Raw genomic sequence first — 19,682 nt, 5'->3', positions numbered from 1 at the left:
CCTCAGTTCCAGCGCCCCCCCCGCTGCTGCCGGGTCTCGGGCTCGGGGGCGGCGTAGGTCTCCTCGGCGCGGCTGAGCTTCTTGCGGCCGTAGAGGCCTTCGAGGATGAACTCGGCGGCGGCGGCGCGGACGGCGTCGTCGGAACTTCCCGCCACCGTGGCGGCGAGGTCGGTCAGGCCGGGGACCTGGCGGGTGGACTTCATGGCGCTCGCGGCGTCGCCAGCCTGCGGGAAGCGGAAGACGTTCCCGTCCTCGAACCACTTCTCCAGGTCGCGGGTATCGGCACTGGCGAGGTGGCGGGCGTACACGGCCCCGGCCGCCTTGCGGATCACGTCGCGGGCCACGGTGTCGGCGCCCTTGAGTTCGCCCTCGTACTCCAGCTCCATCTTGCCGGTGATGGCGGGCAGCCCCGCGTACACGTCGCTGACGCGCACGACCGGGCGGTCGCCCTGCATCAGGGAGCGGCGCTCGGCGTTGGCGGAGGCGACCTCCATCAGGCTGATCGGGAGGCGCTGGGAGACGCCGGACATCTTGTCCACCCGCCCGTCCTCGCGCGCCTGGAAGGCGATCTCCTCGATGAGTTCGGCCATGAAGTCGGGCACGAGCACCCCGGTGTCGCGCACGGCCTCCTGGGCGGTGATCTCCATGCCCTGCCGCACGTCGGTGGGGTAGTGGGTGCGGATTTCCGAGCCGATGCGGTCCTTGAGCGGCGTGACGATCTTGCCGCGCGCCGTGTAGTCCTCGGGGTTGGCCGAGAAGACCAGCATCACGTCGAGTTCCAGCCGGATGGGGTAGCCCTTGATCTGGACGTCGCCCTCCTGAAGGATGTTGAAGAGGGCCACCTGCACCTTGGGCGCGAGGTCGGCCAGCTCGTTCACCGCGAAGATGCCCCGGTTGGCGCGCGGCAGCAGCCCGAAGTGCATGGAGCGAGTGTCACCCAGGGACGTGCCCAGGCGCGCGGCCTTGATGGGGTCCACGTCGCCGATCAGGTCGGCCACCGTCACGTCGGGGGTGGCGAGCTTCTCCACGTAGCGGGCGTCACGCGGCAGCCAGCGGATCGGGAGGTCCATGCCGTGGACTTCGAGCAGGTGGCGCCCCTCCGCCCCGATGGGGTTCAGCGGATCGTCGGGCATGTCCACCCCGTCGATGACGGGCACGACCTCGTCGAGGAGGCCGGTGATGGCGCGCAGGATGCGGCTTTTCGCCTGACCGCGCAGGCCGAGGAGGATGAAGTTCTGGCGCGCGAGGAGCGCGTTCGTGAGTTGGGGGATGACCGTCTCGTCGTAGCCGATCACGCCGGGGAAGAGTTCTTCCCCGCTTTTGAGCTTGCGCGTGAGGTTCTCGCGCACCTCGTCGTGAACGAGCCTCGCGCGGCCGTCGAAGGGCGTGCGGCCCGCGTATTCCGGCGTCTGAAGGAGTTCTCCGAGCGTCCTGGCCCTCACCTGTCCCTGTACGGCAGTCATGATGCGGGGAACGTAGCACGCGTCCCTGGGCGCGAATGTGCGGCTGGCGGGAGAAGGCGGCGCGCGGGCCGCGTCAGGAGGACGAATGGACCGAGGCGCTCGCGGCGTTCTGCTCGTCCTCCAAAACCTTGTAGGCGCACACCGCCGCCAGGGCCGCCAGGGCCAGGGGAACGCCGCCGAGGTCCAGCCCGACGTCCTTGCCGTCCACCGCGCCGCCGACGCGTCCCTCCAGGCGGTCCCCACTCCGGCGCAATTCCACGTCCTTGCCGCTGATTCGCCCGGAGAAGCGTCCGGTCACCCGGTCCCCGTCCACCGTCAGGTGAACGTCGTCCCCGTTCACACGCCCGCCCAGGCGCACCCGCACGCCCTGCGCCGTCACGTCCCCGTCCACGTCGAACCCGGCAAAAGAGCCGCCGACGCGCCCGTCCACCTCGCCGCCGTGCAGCGTCAGCGCGATGTCCTTGCCCTGGAAGGTTCCGCCGATTCGCCCATTCAACCTGCCACCGTCCCATTCGGCGTGCAGGTCGTAGCCCAGCCGCAGGCCCCCGATCCGTCCGTGCAGTTCAGCCATGCGCCCGGATACGCTCTCCGCCGCACAGGAGTTGCCGGGGCACAATGGCCGGGTGCCTCGACCCGTCTGCCCCGCCGACGCCGCCGTGATCGCCCTCCACCGTTACCCCGAGGAAGCCGACGCTCACGAGCGCCCGGTGTATGCCGCCTGGGTCGCGGACGCCCTGAGACGGGGCGTGTACGTCGGCTTCCTCGCCCTGGACGAAGAAACTGTTGTGGCGGGGGCGGGCCTGACCCTCCTGGAGTGGGGCCCCACGCGCGGGGATGCCAGCCCCTGCCGGGCCCGCATCGTCAACGTCTGGACGCACCCGGAGCAGAGGCGGCGCAGCCTCGCCCGGACCCTCGTCACCCTCTGCCTGGAGGCGGCCCGCGAGCGCGGCGTCACGCGGGTCAGCCTGGGGACGAGCGGGATGGCCCGCCCGCTGTACGAGGGGCTGGGCTTCCGGGCGAGCGGGACGGGGATAGGGCTGGTCCTCGGCGGCGAGGAGCCGCCCGCCGAAGCCTGAGCTTCCCCCCGGACGGGGGTTACTGCACGTAGTCCGAGCCGCCGATGTGGATCAGGTCCCCCGAGTGCGGGGAGAAGGCTGGGAGAAGAACAGCCGCTGTTGCCCGCCGCCCGCGTAGTTCGGGGTGATGCCGTACCGGCTGACGCTGTACCTGCCCGAGGGTGCTGCTGCGGCTCAGGGCGGTCACGTTGGAGGTCGAGCAGGCCGGGCTTCCGGGCAAGCAGGACGAAGATCACGTCGTGAAGGTAAGGAACTTCGGGAATGATCTGACGGGAGTCCCAACCGTCCGGCCGTTCTTGACGGCTACCCAGTCGTCTCCTATAGTATCCAAGTGGCTACTATAGGAGACGAAACCGGGGTGTTGATTGCCCGCCGCGTTCGCCTGGAACGCGAGGCGCGTGGTTGGTCCCAGGCGGACCTCGCCGAGCGTTCCGGCGTCTCCAAGGCCACGGTCAGCAAGATCGAGCGCGGGGAGATGAGCCCCACCGCCGTGCTCCTCGTGCGGCTTGCCAGCGCCTTCGACCTCACCCTGGCGGGGCTGCTCCTGCGCGCCGAGGGCGAGGCCGCGCGTGTGTCGCGCGCCGCCGATCAGCCCGCGTGGCGCGACCCTGCCACCGGCTACCTCCGCACGCAGGTCTTCGCCCGTCCCGACCATCCCCTGGAGATCGCCCGCATCGAACTGCCTGCCGGAGCGCGCGTGACCCTGCCCGCCGTCTCCTACACCCACATCCGGCAGGCGGTGTGGGTGCTCTCGGGAGAACTCGTGATCATGGAGGGCGGCGTGTGGCACACGCTGGGGGAAGGGGACTGCCTGGGCTTCGGCACACCCTCGGAGGTGACCCTGGCGAACGAGACGGCCCGGACCTGCATCTACGTCGTTCTTCTCACGCGGGGGTAAAGACATGTCAGAGATTCGCATCACGCCGCTCGGTCCCTCGCTCACCGTTCGGGCCCAGTTGAGCGACATCCTGATCGAGACGGTCGCCAACGGCGACTCCATTGGCTTCATGCACCCGGTCACTCCCGAAGCGGCGAACGACTTCTGGGACGGTGCGCTGGCTGCTGCGGAGCGGGGCGAACGAATCGTGCTCGGGGCCTGGGACGGCGACGAGCTGCTGGGCACGGTCTCGGTCCTGCTCGCCATGCCCGTCAACCAGCCGCACCGGGGTGAGATCGCCAAGATGATGACCCGACCGTCGGCCCGGCGTCGTGGCGCGGCGACCACCCTGATGCAGCGGGCCGAGGAGCTGGCGGTGGAGCACGGGAAAACCCTGCTGGTGCTCGACACGGCCTCGCACGGCACCGCGTCCAGACTCTACGAGCGGGTGGGCTTTACCTTCGTCGGTGAATTCCCCGACTACGCTCTCAAGCCGCACGGGGGTCTGACGGCCACCCGGCTGTACTACAAGCGCATCGGCCCCGGGCTCGAAGCGGACCCGTCCTGATCCTCGCGGGCAGGGTTCGGCCTGTCCGGCCCTCTGCCCCCTCCTCCCCCCGCGCTATCTTGCCCCCCATGTACAGGGCGGTCATCGGGCTCGAAGTTCACCTGCAACTGCGGACGCGCACCAAGATTTTCAGCGCGTGCCCGGCCGACTACCACGGGGCGGAGCCGAACGCGTTCACCGACCCCCTCACCCTGGGGCTGCCCGGCACCCTGCCCACCCTCAACCGCGAGGCCGTCGAACTCGCCATGATGTTCGGCCTCGCGCTGAACTGCGACGTCTCGGGTTTCACCCAGTTTCACCGCAAGAACTATTTCTACCCCGACGCCCCGAAGAACTTCCAGCTCTCCCAGTACGACCGCCCCATCGCCCGGGACGGCTTCCTGGAGGTCGGAGGCGGACATGTGCGGATCAAGCGCGCCCACCTGGAGGACGATGCCGGGAAGCTGATCCACCCCACCTACGCCCCCTACAGCCTGCTCGACCTCAACCGCGCCGGGTCTTCCCTCATCGAGATGGTGACGGAGGCGGACATCACCGGGGCGGAGCAGGCCCGCGCCTTCCTGGAGGCGGTGCAGGCCATCGCCCAGTCCCTCGGGGTCTCGGACGCCACGCCCGAGGAGGGCAAGATGCGCTGCGACGTGAACATCAGCATTCACCGGCCCGGCGAGCCCTGGGGCACCAAGGTCGAGGTCAAGAACCTCAACTCCTTCCGCTCGGTCGAGCGCGCCATCGAGTTCGAGGCGGCGCGGCAGGAGCGGGTGCTGAGCAATGGGGGCCGCGTCACCCAGGACACCCTGGGCTGGGACGAGGGCGGGGGGAAGACCTTCCTGATGCGCACGAAGGAGGGCGAGGCGGACTACCGCTACTTCCCCGAGCCCGACCTCCCGCCCCTGAACATCACGCCGGACTGGATCGAGCGCGTGCGGGCCCGGATGCCCGAGCTGCCCGACCAGAAGCGTGCGCGGCTCGTCCTGGCGGGGGTGCGGGGAAGCGACGCCGAGACCCTGAGCCTGAACGTACCCCTGGTCCACTTCTACGACGAGGCGCTGGCAAGCACCCCTGCCCCCGACGCCCAGAAGCTCGCCAACTGGCTGCTGACGGACGTGGCGGGGTTCCTCGCGGCGCGGGAGGGGACGATCCGGGACACGGCCCTCCAGCCCGCCCACCTCGCCGCCCTGGTGCGATTGATCGACGCGGGCACGATCAGCGGCCGTGTAGCCAAGGACCTCCTGCCCGACGTGATGGCGGGGCAGGACCCCGAGGCGCTGGTGCGCGAGCGCGGCCTGACCGTCGTGACCGACACCGGGGCCATCGACGCCGCCATCGACGCCGCCATGCAGGCCGACCCCGCCACCGTCGAGAAGGTCCGCGCCGGGAACACCAAGGCGATGAACGCCCTCTTCGGCCCGGTGATGAGGGCGACGGGCGGCAAGGCCAAGCCGGAAGTCGTGCGCGAGCGGCTGCAAGTGAAGTTGGGGCTGTGAGGGGAAGCCGTCAGCCGTCAGCGGTCAGCCGTCAGCGTAGGCCGCTTGTCCCGGCTGGGGGCTGGAAGCCGGTCGCCGGAGGCTCCCCGTGACGCCCGCCCGCTGGCGCTCCGCCGCCCTGACCGCCCTGACGATTCAGGTCGCGGGGTTGTTCGCGGTCGTCGCCTACGCGCTGTGGCGCGGGAACTTCTCGGAGGGCGCGTGGTTCACGGCGGTGGAGGCGTTCCTGTCGGGGCTGGTGCTCGCGTGGTGGACGGCGGTGCTGAGGCGCTTCCTGCGCGGGTGGTCGGTGGCACCGGGGGACGGCGCGCTGCGGGCGCTGTCGGTCGCCTTTCCGTGGCTCACGTCCTTCCGGCTGGTGCTGTGGTTCCTGACCCTGCTGAGCGTGGTGAACGGCGCCGCGCCCGACGCCAACACCGTCGCCCTGACCGCCCTGATGACGGTGTGGCCCGCGAGCATCCTGGCGGGGAACGCGGTGTACGGGACCCTGGCCCGCCTGGCCCCCAACCCCGCCGACCTCGTGCGGCGCAGGCGGCTGGCCGACTGGCTCAACGTCGCCGCCGCGCTCAGCCTGGCGATGGCCGTCTTCAACGTGGTGCCCATCGCGGGCTTCAGCGACCGGCCCACCCCCGGTGACCAGCTCGTCTACGGCCTCAGCGGCGCCCTGGACGTGCTCGCCACCCTGCTCGCCATGCGCGCGGTCGGGGCGGCCCCGGTGGGGGAGGGGCGGTAACTACTTCGTCCAGCCGTGCTCGTAGCAGTACGCCCAGGTCTCGCCGGGCTCGGCGCTGTGGATGACGGGGTGGGCCTCGGCGCGGGCGTGGCGGGTGGCGTGCCTGTTCCTGGAGGAGTCGCAGCAACCCACGTGCCCGCAGGTCATGCAGGTCCGCAGGTGGACCCAGGTGTCACCCGCAGCAACGCACTCCAGGCACACGTCCGCCTCGGGCGTGACCGGGCCGGGGCTGGTGCGGGCGTGCTCGCACTGCGCCTGCTGCTCGGGGGTGAGGATGACGGCGGGCCGCTCGGCAAGGTGGCGGGCGAGGTCGGCGCGGGTGACCGACGGCGGCGTGAGCAGGTCGAGGATTCCGGCGGCGACCTCCTTGCGCGGGGTCAGGATGTGCCTCGCCCCGAGGGCCTGGAGGTGGGTGAAGTCCTCGGGCGTCTCCGCCCGCGTGATGATGGGGAGGTCGGGGGCAACGGTGCGGGACACGCTCACCGCGCGCTCCGTCATCTCCGGGTCGTCGTCGGCGATCACCAGCGCCCGCGCCGAGCCCAGGTTCAACTCGCGCAGGAGCCCGGCCCGGGTGTAGTCGGCGATCAGGACGGGGGCGCCGCGTCCCGTGAGTTCGCTCGCCCCGTCCGGGCTGCGGGTGATCACGCTGTAGGGGACCCCGGCGCGCGACAGGGCCCGGGCGGCGAGGCGGGCGTGGGCCCCGTACCCCGCGAAGACCACCCGGCCCTCGACGGGGAGGCCCAGCGGCGCGTGCCCGCCCTCCTCCGGCTCGTCCGCCGTCTCCCCTGAGGGGCGGGGTTGCGGCAGCCGCCCGACAAGTCGCGTGGCGAGGGCGGCCAGCGCGGGGGTCAGGACCATCAGCAGCACGGTCGCCGCGATGAAGACCTGGGTGCCGCGTTCTCCCAGCCCCGCGAAGCTCAGGCCCAGGGCGGCGCCCGTGGTCGCCAGCACGAACGAGAACTCGCCCACCTGCGCGGTGAGGAGGGCGACCGGAAAGGCGACCCGGGGCCGCTCGCCCAGCAGCCGCACGCTGAGGGCCGTCACCGCCGCCTTGAGCGCCGCGATGAGCACGACCGCCCCGAGCACGGCGGGCAGGTTCGACAGCAGGAAGCCGGGGTCCAGTTGCAGGCCCACCGACAGGAAAAACGCCGCGCTGAACAGCACCTGGAGGGGCAGAATCTCGCCCAGCGCCTGCATCCCGTAGCGGCTCTCACTCACGAGGAGCCCGGCGAGGAAGGCCCCCAGCGCGAGGCTCACCCCCGCGAGCGCCGTCAGGCTCGCCGTGCCGAAGCACAGGGCGACCACCGTGAGGAGGAAAATCTCGGTGCTGCACGTCCGGGCCACGACCTCCATCACGGGGGGCACGAGGCGGCGGGCCGCGACGAGCACGAAGGCGATGATCCCGGCCGCCTTGGCGAGCGCGAGCACGACGCCGCCCAGCCCGCCCCCCTGCCCCGCGAGCATGGGGATTAGCAGCACCATCAGCACGACCGCGAGGTCCTGAAAGATCAGGATGCCCAGGCTGACCTGCCCGGTCCGCGCCCCCGTCTCCCCCCGCTCGCCCAGCAGCCGCATCACGATGGCCGTGCTCGACAGGGCGATCAGACAGCCCGTGAACACGGCGCTTTGCCACCCCACCCCGAAGACGACCAGGGCCCCGGCGACGGCGGCGACCGTGAGCCCCGTCTGGAGCCCACCCCCCAGGAAGATCAGCCGGGCGATGCGGGCCAGCCGCTCCAGGCTGAACTCGATCCCGATGGTGAAGAGCAGCAGCATCACGCCCACCTCGCTCGCCGCCGAGATCAGTTCCGGGTCGCGGATCAGGCCGAGCGCCCCCGGCCCGGCGAGCACCCCCGCCACGAGGAAGCCGATGATGGGCACCAGCCCCACCCGGAAGGACAGGTAGGCGGCGAGGGCGGACACGCCCAGCAGCAGGGTGAGTTGCCCCAGGAACTCCGGCGGGCCGCTGTGCGCCGCCCCGGTTTCCTCGGCCAGGGCCGACCCGGCCAGCGGCAGGAGGGCGAGCATGAGCGGGAGAAAACGCCTCATGGGTCAGTGTCGCATCCCCGGCCCCGCCTCACCGTGCCGCGTCCTCAGTCCCCTGCGGGGTCAGGATTCCCACGCTGTCCTCTCAAGCGCGAAAGGCCGCCAGCGCCGCCTCGTGGTCCTCCTGAGAGAGGAAGTCGCCCGGGAAGCCGGTGGCGTCCGCGTCCGGCGGGTGCGGGCGGAGTGCTGGGCCCGCACTCCCACCATTACCGCAGAGGGTATGCTGCGCGTCAGTCATGACTCAGGATCAGCACAAGCACGGGCGCGGGGTGCGGGGACCGCTGGTGTCGCTGGGCGACCTCGCGTGGGACGTGCTCGCCAAGCCCGACACCATCCTGATGGCCGGGGGGGACACGACCGGGCGGCTCGAACTCTCGGGCGGCGGCTCGGCGGCGAACCTCGCCGTGTGGGCGAGCCGCGCCGGGTACCCCACCGCCTTCGTGGGCAAGATCGGCCGCGACCGCTTCGGCGAACTGGCGACCGCCGAGCTGGAGGCTGAGGGGGTGGAGGGTCACCTCGTCCTCAGCGGTGAACACCGCACCGGGGTGATCCTCGCCCTGATCGACCAGCGGGGCCAGCGGGCCATGCTCACCGGGCAGGGTGCCGACTGGGAACTGCTGCCCGGGGAACTGCCGCGCGAGGTTCTGGTGGGCGCCGGGCACCTCCACCTCACCGCCTGGAGCCTCTTCCGCGACCCGCCGCGCGCCGCCGCCCTGGAGGCCGCCCGGATCGCCAAGGCGGGCGGGGCCACCCTCAGCCTCGACCCGGGCAGCTTTCAGATGATCGGGCAGATGGGGCGCGAGAGCTTCCTGGAGATCGTGGACGCCATTCCCTTCGACGTGATCTTTCCCAACGAGGACGAGGCGCACGCCATGAGCGGCTGCACCGACCCGGACCGGGCGCTCGACTGGCTGCGCGGGCGCTACCCGCACGCCCTCGTCGTCCTCAAGCTCGACGAGGAGGGCGCCCTGCTGGAAGGTCCTGCTCAACCGCGCACCCGGGTCGCGGCCACCCGGGACCGCCTGATCGACGCGACCGGGGCCGGGGACAGCTTCGGGGGCGCCTTCCTGGCCGAGTGGCTGCGCCACGGGGACGCCGTGTCCGCCGCCCGGCTGGCTGTGCAGGTGGGTGGGTGGGTGGTCGCCCGCTTCGGGGCCCGGCCTCCCGCCGACGCGGAGCTTCAGGCCCGGCTCGCCGCCTTCCGCCCGGGAGTGGGGGCGTGACGCGGTTGCAAGGGCGGGGCACGCCATGGTGGGTGTGGCTGCTCCTCACGCTGTTCGTGTTGCTGCTGCTCGCGGCGGGCGGGGTCTTCCTGTACCTGCGCAGCCTCACGGGTCCGGCGGGCGGAGGGCCCTACACTCTAGAGGTCAAGCCGGGTGACACGCTCCCGGCCATCGCGCGTCGCCTGGAGGCGCGCGGCATCGTGAAGAACGCCCGCGCCCTGCGCTTCGTGATGGACCGCAACGGCACGGCGGGCCGCCTCAAGGAGGGGCTGTACGACCTCAGCGGCACCATGAACGTCTATCAGGTCGCCGAGCGGCTGGCGGGCCCCGCGCGCATCCCCACCGTGAACGTCACCATCCCCGAGGGACGGCGCATCAAGGACATCCCCCCCATCTTCGAGAAGGCCGGGTTTGGGGCGGCGGAGGTCCAGGCGGCCCTCAACGACGCTTCTCTGAGCCCCTACGCGCGGGGCAAGCAGAAGAACCTGGAGGGCTTCGTCTTTCCCGCCACCTACGAGTTCCGGGTAGGGCAGACCCCCAGGAGCGCCGTGCAGGAGATGGTGGGGCGCATGGAGCAGGAGTTCACGCCCGCCAACATCGCCGCCGCCAAGAGGCTGGGCCTGAGCGTGCGCGACTGGGTGATCCTCGCCAGCATGGTGCAGGCCGAGGCCGCGAACGACGAGGAGATGCCGATCATCGCCGGGGTGTTCCTCAACAGGTTGCGCGACGGTATCGCCCTGGGGAGCGACCCTACCGTCGCCTACGGGCTGGGCAAGGACCTGCCCGAACTCGACCGCAGCGCCGGGGACTTCACCAAGGACACGCCGTACTCGACCTACACCCGCATGGGCCTGCCCGCCGGGCCGATCAACAACCCGGGGCAGGCCGCGCTCCTGAGCGTCGTCAAGCCCAAGCGCAAGATGGACGACGGGCGGGACGCCCTGTACTTCCTGCACGGGCTGAACGGCAAGATTTACGTCAACCACGACTACAACGCCCACCTGCGGGACATCGCGCGTTACCGCTGAGGCAGGTGAGGAAGGCGGGGTCAGGTGCAACGCCTGGCCCCTCGGCTTTGTCTTTGCCGCTCAGGCCAGCCCTTTAGACTGCTCCTCACCATGCCTTCCCGCGACTTCCTGGAACGGCGCAACGCCCTATGGGCGCGGCTGCGTGAGTTGACGCCGAGCACCGCCGAGTTCGAGGCCGCCCTCGCCGAACTCTGCGCCCTGATCGGCTGGGACCGGGAGCGGGTGCTTGCAGGACTGGGCCTGACGCCCCAGGACGCGCCGCCGGGCGAGGAGCGGACGTGAGCGGGGGGGCGGCGCGCCTGTCACGCCCTTCGACCTGGGGCGGATGTTCCTGGGGACGTGCCGCCGCTCTTCCTGCTGGAGATCGTCTTCCGCACCGCCTTGATCTTCCTGTGGCTGGTCTTCCTGCTGCGGGTCACCGGGAAGTGCGGTCTGGCGCAGCTCAGCCCCCTCGAACTCGCCATCGTGATCGCGCTGGGCTCGGCGGCGGGCGACCCCATGTTCTCTACCCCGAGGTGCCGCTGCTGCACGCGATGCTGGTGCTCGCGCTCGTGGTGGGCTTTCAGCGGCTGCTGGCCTATCTGGTCATCCGCAGCGAGCGGGTCGAGACCTTTGTCGAGGGCACGCCCGTCGAACTCGTGAGGGACGGGGTGATCGGTCTGGAGGCGCTGGGCTGCGAGGACCTCTTCGAGAGGTTGCGGGCCCAGGGGGTGCGCCAGCTTGGGGAGGTTCACCGCGCTTACTTCGAGCAGGACGGCGACCTCAGCCTCTTCGTGCGCGCCCAGGGCGCCCCGGCGGGCCTCCCGGTCGTGCCGCCGTGGGACCTGGAGCCGCCCCGGCACCTCCCGGCCAGCGAGAACCACGTGGGCGAGGTCGCCTGCACGAACTGCGGGACGCTGCTCACGCCGGTTGGGCCCCTGCCCCCGCTGTGGGTGCGACACCTGGACGCCCGCCACCACCGACCCGCTCGGCGGCGGGGGCGGAGCGGGCCGGGGAGGTGGGGGGAGCGGCCACGGCCCCCCAGGAACGGGTTCCGCCTGAGCCTCAGGCCTGGGTCTCGCGCGGCACCCACTGCGGCCCCGGCTCGATGTGTTCGGCAGGAGATTTGCCCGGCTCCAGCCCGCTCGACCGCGCCGTCTGGAGGGGCGTGAGGCTCATGTCCCCGTGGCACTCGATCTGACAGGAGAGGCGGGCCGTGCCGAGGAGCCCCTTTTCCGCCAGCTTGTCCCGCTCGGCGACGGTCATGACCGTGGGCTCGCCCTCCGAGAAGCTCACCCGGCAGGTCGTGCAGCGCGCCTGCCCCCCGCAGCGGTGCAGGATGTCCACCCCGCCCCGCTCCAGCGCGAGCACCAGCCGCTCGCCCTCGCGCGCTGTGATAACCCCGTACCCCTCGACCGTAATTTGCGTCATGGGGCAGAATGGCACGGAGGATGGGCCGGGCGCACCCCACCGGGAGCCGCCGGACCAGGAGGCGACGTGAGGTTCGACGGTCAGGACCACCAGCCCCGACTCCCTGGGAGGCGGATGGTGCCGAGCGCGCCGGGAGACGGCCTCCGGGTGGTGGAGACCGGAGCGGCCTGGGTGCGTGGGGAAATCACGGTGGGTGAGGCAACCTTGAGTGCTTACGTCGGGACGCTCGCCTCCACCAACGCCCCGGACAGGAACTCGACCAGCAGGTTGTTCACCCGCACCGGCTCGTCGCGCATGACCCAGTGGCTCGCGCGGGGAAGGCGCACCACCCGCAGGTCCGGCACCCAGCGGTCCAGCCCGTCGGCGAGTTCGGGGAGGAGCGCCACGTCCCGCTGGCCCCAGATCACCAGGGTAGGCACCCGCACCTGCGCCCCCGACGCGCTCTCGCGGCGGGCCCGGCGGGAGCGCCGCAGCGCCCGGTAGTAGTTGATCATGGCGGTGGCGGCGCCCGGCTGATCCCAGGCCTCCCGGTACAGGCGCCGGTCCTCGTCGGTGTACGCCTGTGGATTCGTGCCGTGCAGCGCCCACGCGCCGAAGCGGTGCAGGAACCGTTCCGGTAGCCAGGGAAGTTGAAAGAAGAAGATGTACCACGAGCGCCGCCACTGCGCGGGCTTGCGGGCGACCTGCCGCGCCCGGGCCGGATGCGGCGCGTTCAGGATCACCAGCCGGTCCACCACCTCCGGCTGCCGGATCGCCAGCGCCCAGGCGACGATACCGCCCCAGTCGTGCCCGACGACGTGCGCCCGCCCCTGCCCCAGCGCGCGGATCAGGGCCGCCACGTCCTCCTGGAGGGTGCCCACCCGGTAAGCGCTCACGCCCGGCGGCTTCTCGCTGAGGTTGTACCCCCGCAGGTCGGGCACGACGACCCGAAAGCCCGCGCGGGCCAGCGGTTCGATCTGCCGCTCCCACGCCCGCCAGAATTCGGGAAAGCCGTGGAGAAGCACGGCGAGCGGGCCCTGCGGGTTCCCCACCTCGACGTAATGGAGGCGCACCCCGTTCACGACGATCTGATGATGGGTCGGCATAGGGAGCAGTCTTCAGGACGGGCGGGAGTGATCGGTGCGAGGAGGGGAAATGTTTCTTGACCTGGGCGGCTGACAACTCCTTAAGGCCACTCTAGATTGGTCCGTGTTCGGGTGTCTGCTCCTCACGCAATGGGCGCAGCAACTCCTGCAACGCCTTTCGATGCCGCTGTCCCGTCTCGTAGAGCAACTCGGCCATCCACGGGTCATCAAAAGACATCAGAAATGGACCCTCCGGGCCTGCCACCTGGACGTGGACGGTGGCATACGTCATTTCAAAAGTGTCGGGGCCCATCAACCACAACATGGGACCGTCCGCAAACCAGGCGTAAATGTCCGGCAGGCGCCTTGCTTGCGGGCTGAGCAGGTCCAGCCGCTTGCGTAGGGCGGGACCCAAGACGACGGTTCGGTATATGTCCCGCCAGGGTGTCTCCTCCTGTTGAAACCTGACCTCGTAGACAGCTCGCCCCGTCCTCCTGTAGGTGGCTCGGTGATCCAAGTTCTCAACAGTTGTTTCCCAGGCAACCGTGGGCTCCAACAGTTCGACGACCTTGCGTAACAGCATCAGGGACGGCCATACGGTTGCGGGGGAGTGGCGGGTGACCAACCCCAGATCCAGGGGGAGTGTCGCCTCGACCAGAACGTCCTGCCCAGGTCGGCCCAGCAAATCCTGCACCTCATGGTTGATCCGCACCCGTACGCTCTGGCTCACCACGTCTTCCGCCTGGGTCCCGATGTCGATGAACAAAGTTCTCAGTTCTCCGAGCTTGTCCGACCAGAAGGCGCCGACGAGAGCGTCCACACCTTCCCCTTCGATGGCCTGAAGGACGCGCATAGCTTTGCTCCGATCTATCGGCGTCATGGGGTTGAGCCAGTCGCCTGCGCCAAAGTGGACAGGCCAGGACCGAATCCAAGGGTCAGGAGTGGTGTCTAGCCCCCGAGCAGTGACCCCTGGGGGCAGGGTGGGGTGGATCAGGCGTTGCATCCGTGCGGCAAAGTCCGCCCGGGGAATTAGCATCGCCAGAATGGGGGTAAGCGACATGCTCTATTCTCTGTCTGAGCGCCAGCTACGGTGCGAGGAGCCCAGAGAGGAGCAGCCCCGCCCAGCCTTGCGGTGGTGAGGTACGCACAACCTTTTGAAGATGAACTCGGCGTCAGGCGCCTCCCCCCCCCGCCCGTTCGAGCCGCCTTCCGGGGGCGCCGTGACCCCCTTCCTCCTCGCGCGGCAGAAGCCGCCACGCCGTCACGTCCAGCAGGCCGCGCGGGGTGAGCTTGAGGGCCGGAATCACGCTCAGGCCCAGGAAGCTGAGGGTGGTGACGGGGTAAGGGAGGGTGCAGCCCAGCGAGCGGGCCGCCGCCGTGACCTCCGCAAGCCGGGCGGCGGCCTCGCGCGGGGGCAGGTCGCTCATCAGGCCCGCGAAGGGAAGGGGGAGGCCGGCGCGCACCTCGCCCCCCGCCACCACGACCACGCCGCCGCCCAGCGCCTCCAGGGCCCGGCCCGCCGCCCGCACGTCCACGTCCGTGCCCCCCAGCACCGCGACGTGGTGGGCGTCGTGCAGGATGCTGACGGCCAGGGCGCCGCCCTTCATCCCCGTGCCTGAGGTCCAGCACGCCGCGTGCTCGCCGCGCCCGTAGCGGTCGGCGACCACGAGCCGCGCGTCCCCGGTGCCCGGCTCGCCCACCCCGGTCGTGATCTGGTCGGGCCGCACCTCCATGACGGGCCAGTGCCCCGGCACCTCGAAGGTCGCCGTGTCCCACCCCGGCCCCAGGTCCACCCCGCCGCCGGGGAGGGGTGGGGTGACGCCTCCGGCCCGGGCCTCCTGCCCGCCCACGAAGGTCTCCAGCACCTCGAAGCCTGTCAGGTCGCGCAGGAGCACGAAGTCGGCGTGATACCCGGGCGCGACGAGCCCCAGGTCGGGCAGGCCCCAGTACTCGGCGGGGTTGCAGGTCACGAGCGCCACGGCATCGGCGGGGTGGAGGCCGCCCGCCACGCAGGCGCGCAGCAGGCGGTCGAGATGGCCCAGCCCCAGCAGTTCGTCCACGCTCACGTCGTCGCTGACGAGCATTGCGCGGCGGGGGCGCCCCCGCAGCACGGGGAGCAGAGCCTCCAGGTTCCGCGCCGCCGAGCCCTCGCGCACCATCAGCCACAACCCCGCGCGCAGCCGCTCGCGGGCCTCCTCCGGGGTGGTCGCCTCGTGGTCGGAGTGGACGCCCGCCGCCGCGTAGGCCATCAGGTCGCGGCCCGTCACCCCCGCCGCGTGACCGTCCACCCGCCCGCCCCGCCCCGCGTCGAGCACGTCCCAGACATGGGGATCACCGCCCAGCACCCCGGGGTAGTTCATCAGTTCGGCGAGGCCCAGGACGCCCGGGAGCCGCAGGGCCGCTTCCACCTCCGCCGCGTCCATCCGCGCCCCGCCCCGCTCGAACTCGCTCGCGGGCACGCAGGACGGCACCGAGGCGAAGACGCGCAGGCCCGACCCCCTCCCCGCCTCCAGCATCCAGGCGAGCCCGGGCGCCCCCAGCACGTTCACGACCTCGTGCGGCTCGGCGACGACCGCCGTCGTGCCACGCGGCAGCACGGCCTCGGCGAAGCGGGCGGGCGTCAGCAGGCTCGACTCGATGTGGACATGGGCGTCCATGAAGCCCGGGGCGAGGAAGGCTCCGCGCGCCTCCACCGTCCGCGCCGCCCGCGTGCCCGAGCCCGCGCCGACGAGAGCGGCGACCCGCCCCTGGGCGACGAGCACGTCCGCCGCGAACACCTCTCCCGTCGCGGGCTGCACGACCCCTGCCCCCCGCACGAGGAGATCACCCTCCTCCAGCCCGCGCGCCACGCGCACCAGCCGCTGCCGTTCCGCTCGTTCCCCGCCCGGTGCCCTCATGACGCATTCTAAGCGGGGCCGTGCTCCCCCGGCTACCGCCGTTTGAGGGGACTCAGCAGCGCCCCCCGCTCGGCGAGGGCCCACGCGAACCGCTGGGCGTCGTTGAGGGGCGGAGTGGTGGCCGGGCCGGGCGGAGCCGTCTTGGTCGCCGTCTCCCCGCCGTCCGGCCCCGCGAAGCGCCGCGCCCGGAACATCCCCGGATGCTCCTCGAACACGGCCACGACCCCCTCCGGCAACCCCGCGAGGTGCGCCGCGAAGGCCCCCTCCTGGGCGAGTTCGACCTGCGCCGCGCCTGGCCCCAGCTCGGTGAGCAGCCGGTCGATCAGCCCGAAAACCCGCGCCGCGTACGCCTCCACCTCCTCGTGGCGCGGCAGGGCGCCCCGGTGGATCACCCGGTTGCGAAAGTCGGTGCCCAGGGCCCCCGGCGTCAGGAAGTCGGGAGATTTGCCCTCGCGCAGCAGGTAGGCCAGGGCGAACATCCCCAGCTGGCGCTCGGACTGACTCGCCACGTGGCGCCAGGTGCCGTCGAGCGCCGCCAGGGCGTCCTCGAAGCCCAGCGCTGTATCCGCCGCCCGCTCCAGCGCGTACGCCCGCACGTAGAACTCGAAGAAGCGTTCGAGCGCCGCCGAGAAAGAGGCCACCGCCTCCCGCGCGTAGCCCTCCAGCAGGGCCTTCGTCCCGAGGTCGAACAGCACCTCGAACTTCTGCTTGCGCACGAAGACGACGTAGCGCGTGCCGCACTGCGGGCACGTCAGCTCGTGGATCAGGCTGTCCGCGAACTCGGCGGGCACCTCACGCGCGCAGCCCGGGCAGGTGGTGGGGAAGTTCATCGGTTGGGGGTCATCGGTTCGGGGTCACCAGCTCAGGGTACTCTCGCCCCGGGCGGCGCGATCACGTACCCCAGCCCCCCGCTGTGCGTGAGCCACAGCCGCTCGAAGGCGGCCCGGGGATAGGTGCGGCGAACGCCCGCGTCGGTGGGGGCGGCGGGGTCGTTCAGCACCGGGTTGCCCGCCGCGTCGAAGCCCACCAGGACCATCAGGTGCCCGTCGCTGTAGCTGATCGGGGCGCCCGGCAGTTCGCCCTTCTTCCACCCGAGGCTGACCGCCAGGGGCACTCCCGCCGCCGTGTAACGCTCCGCCTCGGCGAGGCTGGGGAGGCGGGTGACGAAGGCGCGCAGGCCCAACGCCCCGGCATAGGCGGTGTTGAAGGGCCAGTTGCCCGTTCCGTCGTACGCCCGGTCGTAAGTGCCTTTCGCCGCCTGGGGCACGGTCACGTTCACCCCGTGCCCGGCGAGGATCATGGAGACGCTGGTGGGGCTGCACCACACCTCGCCCCCGTCCGGGTAGAGCATCTGCGACCGCTGGGGCACGTCGTTCACCTTGCCCCACGCCCGGCGGTCGCCCGGCTGCCCCAGCCCCGCCGTCCGTTTCGAGCGGTCGCTGGTGTTGAAGGCGAGGAGGCGCACCGCCGTCCCCGCCCCGCGCAGGGTCACCCGGTACTGGTAGGCACTCGCCCGGGCGCCCAGCCGCAGCGTGTCCGTCAGCACCTGTCCGGCCCCGTCCTTCTGCCCGTTCAGGCTGCTTCTCCCCTCCCCACTGCTCCAGGTGCCGAAGGAAAACCAGCGGCTCCAGCCGCCGCCTGTCTGCGCCCGCACCTCCACGCTGACGCTGCCGCTCCCCGGCGTCACCGCGTTCCACGACGGCACGAGTTCGTCGAAGGGGGCGACCTTCAGGGCGGTGCTCGTCAACGTGCCCATCAAAGTGCCCGGTGTGAGGGTAAGGAGGTCGCCGCGCACCTCCACCCCGCGCCGCTCGGCGGCCACCCAGTCGCCCGCGCGCTCGTGGAGGATCGTCGTGGAGTTCGGGTACGTCATCGTCAGGGCCTCCGCGCCGCCCGCGAGGAGCAGCGCCAGGAAGAGGAGTGGGCGCATATGGGCGTGATTGTGACGTGCGCAGGGGGTGGGGCGGGTGAGTCGGGTGCTCCTTACCCCCCCTGCATGTACAGGAACGCCTCGGGCAGGGCTTCGCGCCACGTCACCCAGTTGTGCCCGCTGGGGTACTCGCGGTACTGGTGGGGCAGCCCCGCGTCGGCGAGGAGGGCGGCCATGCGCCGGTTCGGGCCCGTCAGCCATTCGAGGACGCCGGTGTCCAGGCTGAGCCGGAGGTGGCGGGGCGGTTCCCCTTCCAGCCGCCCCCGCAGCCACTCGCCCGCCGTGGTCGTGTTGATCGTGCCGTCCGGGTCCGTCGCGGTGGGCCGGGCGATGAAGGCTCCCGAGTGGCTGACCACCCGCCGGAAGAGGTCGGGGTGTGCGCTGCCCAGATACAGCGAGATCAGCCCGCCTAAGCTCGCGCCCCACAGCCCCCGCTCGGAGACGGTGACGTGCTCGCCCTCCACTCGCGGGAAGACCTCGCCTTGCAGGAAGTCGAGGTAGCGGTCGTTGAGGTAGTACTCCTCACTGCGGTCCCCCGGCTCCACGAAGACGAGGACGGCCCCCGAGGCCAGCCCCCGCTCCACCGCCCGGTCCATCACCTCGCCCAGGCGGCCCGTGCGGTAGAAGGCCACCCCGTCCTGCACGTAGTAGACGGGCGTGGGAACCCCCGGGTCGTGCCCGTGCGGCGTGTGGACGATGGCGCGGCGGGTGCCGGGGAAGACGCTGCCGGGCCAGGACAGGCGGTGGGTCGTGCCCTTTTGCGTCGCGTCCGGGCCCTGCCAGAGGGGGTGACGCGCGTACTCGCCTACCACGGCGGCGCGGGGGTAGGGCCACCAGGGGTTGAGCGACCGCTGCGGGTTGTCGGGGTCGGCAAAAGGTACGCCCGCCGCGTCCAGCCAGGCGTACTCGACCCAGGCGCCGCGCGGGAGCGTCAGCGTGATGGGCTGACCCTCCATCACGGGCAGGGCGGGCTTCTTGCGCCAGTCGGTGAAGTCGCCGACCAGGGCCACGGCACCGGGCGGGGGGGAGAAGGTGACGCGGATGCCCTGCACGAAAACGGCCATAGGGGGATTGTAGGGGGCGAGCGTCAAGCCCCGCCGAGGAACCCTTGGACACGCCGGGCCGCCTCGTGGGCCAGGGTCCTGTCGTGATCCTCGACCCGGCGGGTGAGCGCGACGGCCCGCCCGAAGGCGGTGAGGGCCGCCCGTCCCCTCGCCCGCACGACCTCCCCGGTCAGGCCGACGAGTGTGCCGTAGGCCGACCGCCACGCCGGGTCGGGCCAGGCGTCCCGCGCCAGGGTCAAGTAACGGTTCTCGGTGGGGATCAGGGTGCCGGTTTCCAGGAGGGCAGCGTCGCCCAGCTCGAAGGTCAGGCTCAGGCAGGCGTAGGCGACCTTGGCGTCGTCGCCGCGAGAAAGACCACCCATGACCTTGTGCACGTCCTCGACCGCCCCGGCCAGGAGGTGCGCCGCCCGCGCGCGTGCAGCCTCCTCAAAACTTGCCCACCCGAAGGCCCGCGCCCGGCCCTGAAGGTCGGCGAAGACGCCGTCCGGGTCGTGGAGGGGCACGCCCGTTCGTAGAGCCGTGAGGTTCCAGAGGGCAGTCTGCGGGTCGGTGAACGCCCGTTCCCGGTGGGCGACCGTGGACCGCCCGACGCTGAACAGCAGGCCGTCCCGGTACAGGGTGGCGTTGCGAACCTGCGCCTCCGACGACACCAGCACCTCCACGTCCACGTCGCTGTGCTCGTTCGCCTCGCCCCGCGCGTGGCTGCCCGCCAGGAAGACGGCGAGGACGCCTTCCTCGGCCCGCAGGTCCCGCACGACCTCCTCCAACATCCTTGAACCCGTCATGTCCGCAGTCTTTCCCGCCGCCCGCCCGCCCCGC

22 protein-coding genes are annotated in these 19,682 nt (G+C 71.5%); 9 read left to right on the top strand and 13 right to left on the bottom strand.

Translation table 11 applies throughout. The annotated features are described in order from the left end of the window. Window positions 1-2 precede the first annotated feature (2 nt). Together DAETH_RS15005 and DAETH_RS15000 are read right to left on the bottom strand one after the other, a co-directional pair. A complete protein-coding gene (locus tag DAETH_RS15005) occupies window positions 3-1,463 on the bottom strand; it encodes an ATP-binding protein (RefSeq protein ID WP_264775685.1) in 1,461 nt (486 codons plus the stop codon). Window positions 1,464-1,536: 73 nt separating this feature from the next. After that, window positions 1,537-2,034 (bottom strand): hypothetical protein, encoded by a 498-nt coding sequence (locus DAETH_RS15000; RefSeq protein ID WP_264775684.1) that lies wholly within the window; start codon window positions 2,032-2,034, stop codon window positions 1,537-1,539. On the opposite strand from DAETH_RS15000, the gene DAETH_RS14995 reads away from it, so the two are divergent. Then, window positions 2,033-2,539: a GNAT family N-acetyltransferase gene (locus DAETH_RS14995; protein ID WP_264775683.1), complete on the top strand. Its 507-nt coding sequence runs from the start codon at window positions 2,033-2,035 to the stop codon at window positions 2,537-2,539. The two genes, DAETH_RS15000 and DAETH_RS14995, sit on opposite strands and share 2 nt — an antisense overlap. A 19-nt stretch (window positions 2,540-2,558) precedes the next feature. On the opposite strand, the gene DAETH_RS14990 is transcribed toward DAETH_RS14995, so the two are convergent. Continuing rightward, window positions 2,559-2,726 (bottom strand): hypothetical protein, encoded by a 168-nt coding sequence (locus DAETH_RS14990; protein ID WP_264775682.1) that lies wholly within the window; start codon window positions 2,724-2,726, stop codon window positions 2,559-2,561. Window positions 2,727-2,870: 144 nt separating this feature from the next. Between DAETH_RS14990 and DAETH_RS14985 the strand changes: the two genes are divergently transcribed. The 4 genes from DAETH_RS14985 (at window position 2,871) to DAETH_RS14970 (ending at window position 6,201) form a co-directional block, all read left to right on the top strand. Next, window positions 2,871-3,437, top strand: a complete 567-nt coding sequence (locus tag DAETH_RS14985) for a helix-turn-helix domain-containing protein (protein ID WP_264775681.1) — start codon at window positions 2,871-2,873, stop codon at window positions 3,435-3,437. 4 nt (window positions 3,438-3,441) lie between these two features. Then, window positions 3,442-3,984, top strand: coding sequence for a GNAT family N-acetyltransferase (locus DAETH_RS14980; RefSeq protein WP_264775680.1), 543 nt, complete (start codon window positions 3,442-3,444; stop codon window positions 3,982-3,984). Window positions 3,985-4,052: 68 nt separating this feature from the next. Beyond that, entirely contained in the window at window positions 4,053-5,468 is a 1,416-nt protein-coding gene (gene gatB / locus DAETH_RS14975; RefSeq protein WP_264775679.1) for an Asp-tRNA(Asn)/Glu-tRNA(Gln) amidotransferase subunit GatB, read from the top strand. A gap of 88 nt (window positions 5,469-5,556) precedes the next feature. Then, entirely contained in the window at window positions 5,557-6,201 is a 645-nt protein-coding gene (locus DAETH_RS14970) for a hypothetical protein (RefSeq protein ID WP_264775678.1), read from the top strand. Here the strand turns inward: DAETH_RS14970 and DAETH_RS14965 are convergent, their stop codons facing one another. Together DAETH_RS14965 and DAETH_RS14960 are read right to left on the bottom strand one after the other, a co-directional pair. Then, entirely contained in the window at window positions 6,202-8,250 is a 2,049-nt protein-coding gene (locus DAETH_RS14965; RefSeq protein WP_264775677.1) for a cation:proton antiporter, read from the bottom strand. A gap of 82 nt (window positions 8,251-8,332) precedes the next feature. After that, entirely contained in the window at window positions 8,333-8,485 is a 153-nt protein-coding gene (locus DAETH_RS14960; RefSeq protein WP_264775676.1) for a hypothetical protein, read from the bottom strand. On the opposite strand from DAETH_RS14960, the gene DAETH_RS14955 reads away from it, so the two are divergent. The 4 genes from DAETH_RS14955 (at window position 8,484) to DAETH_RS14940 (ending at window position 11,649) form a co-directional block, all read left to right on the top strand. Further along, window positions 8,484-9,470: a carbohydrate kinase family protein gene (locus tag DAETH_RS14955; protein ID WP_264775675.1), complete on the top strand. Its 987-nt coding sequence runs from the start codon at window positions 8,484-8,486 to the stop codon at window positions 9,468-9,470. The two genes, DAETH_RS14960 and DAETH_RS14955, sit on opposite strands and share 2 nt — an antisense overlap. Continuing rightward, the gene (gene mltG / locus DAETH_RS14950; protein WP_264775674.1) at window positions 9,467-10,498 is read left to right on the top strand and encodes an endolytic transglycosylase MltG; all 1,032 of its coding nucleotides are present in this window, start codon (window positions 9,467-9,469) and stop codon (window positions 10,496-10,498) included. The genes DAETH_RS14955 and mltG overlap by 4 nt, the downstream gene beginning before the upstream one ends. Before the next feature lie 90 nt (window positions 10,499-10,588). Further along, window positions 10,589-10,780: a hypothetical protein gene (locus DAETH_RS14945; RefSeq protein WP_264775673.1), complete on the top strand. Its 192-nt coding sequence runs from the start codon at window positions 10,589-10,591 to the stop codon at window positions 10,778-10,780. Window positions 10,781-11,013: 233 nt separating this feature from the next. Continuing rightward, window positions 11,014-11,649, top strand: a complete 636-nt coding sequence (locus DAETH_RS14940) for a DUF421 domain-containing protein (RefSeq protein ID WP_264775672.1) — start codon at window positions 11,014-11,016, stop codon at window positions 11,647-11,649. On the opposite strand, the gene DAETH_RS14935 is transcribed toward DAETH_RS14940, so the two are convergent. From DAETH_RS14935 to DAETH_RS14900, 8 genes are all read right to left on the bottom strand, one after another. Further along, complete coding sequence (locus DAETH_RS14935) at window positions 11,543-11,908, bottom strand: 2Fe-2S iron-sulfur cluster-binding protein (RefSeq protein ID WP_264775671.1); 366 nt, start codon at window positions 11,906-11,908, stop codon at window positions 11,543-11,545. The two genes, DAETH_RS14940 and DAETH_RS14935, sit on opposite strands and share 107 nt — an antisense overlap. A gap of 212 nt (window positions 11,909-12,120) precedes the next feature. Next, window positions 12,121-12,993, bottom strand: a complete 873-nt coding sequence (locus DAETH_RS14930) for an alpha/beta fold hydrolase (protein WP_264775670.1) — start codon at window positions 12,991-12,993, stop codon at window positions 12,121-12,123. Between the two features lie 91 nt (window positions 12,994-13,084). Beyond that, complete coding sequence (locus DAETH_RS14925) at window positions 13,085-13,825, bottom strand: hypothetical protein (protein ID WP_264775669.1); 741 nt, start codon at window positions 13,823-13,825, stop codon at window positions 13,085-13,087. A gap of 319 nt (window positions 13,826-14,144) precedes the next feature. Beyond that, window positions 14,145-15,869 (bottom strand): adenine deaminase, encoded by a 1,725-nt coding sequence (locus DAETH_RS14920; protein ID WP_264775668.1) that lies wholly within the window; start codon window positions 15,867-15,869, stop codon window positions 14,145-14,147. 32 nt (window positions 15,870-15,901) lie between these two features. Further along, window positions 15,902-16,699, bottom strand: a complete 798-nt coding sequence (locus DAETH_RS14915; RefSeq protein WP_264775667.1) for a hypothetical protein — start codon at window positions 16,697-16,699, stop codon at window positions 15,902-15,904. A gap of 32 nt (window positions 16,700-16,731) precedes the next feature. Continuing rightward, complete coding sequence (locus tag DAETH_RS14910) at window positions 16,732-17,799, bottom strand: peptidase C39 family protein (RefSeq protein ID WP_264775666.1); 1,068 nt, start codon at window positions 17,797-17,799, stop codon at window positions 16,732-16,734. Window positions 17,800-17,852: 53 nt separating this feature from the next. After that, window positions 17,853-18,863 (bottom strand): alpha/beta hydrolase, encoded by a 1,011-nt coding sequence (locus DAETH_RS14905; RefSeq protein WP_264775665.1) that lies wholly within the window; start codon window positions 18,861-18,863, stop codon window positions 17,853-17,855. A gap of 23 nt (window positions 18,864-18,886) precedes the next feature. Continuing rightward, complete coding sequence (locus tag DAETH_RS14900) at window positions 18,887-19,648, bottom strand: nucleotidyltransferase domain-containing protein (RefSeq protein ID WP_264775664.1); 762 nt, start codon at window positions 19,646-19,648, stop codon at window positions 18,887-18,889. Window positions 19,649-19,682 lie beyond the last annotated feature (34 nt).

Source organism: Deinococcus aetherius (genome assembly GCF_025997855.1).
Lineage (GTDB): Bacteria > Deinococcota > Deinococci > Deinococcales > Deinococcaceae > Deinococcus > Deinococcus aetherius.
This window is presented reverse-complemented; position numbering and strand designations above follow the sequence as displayed.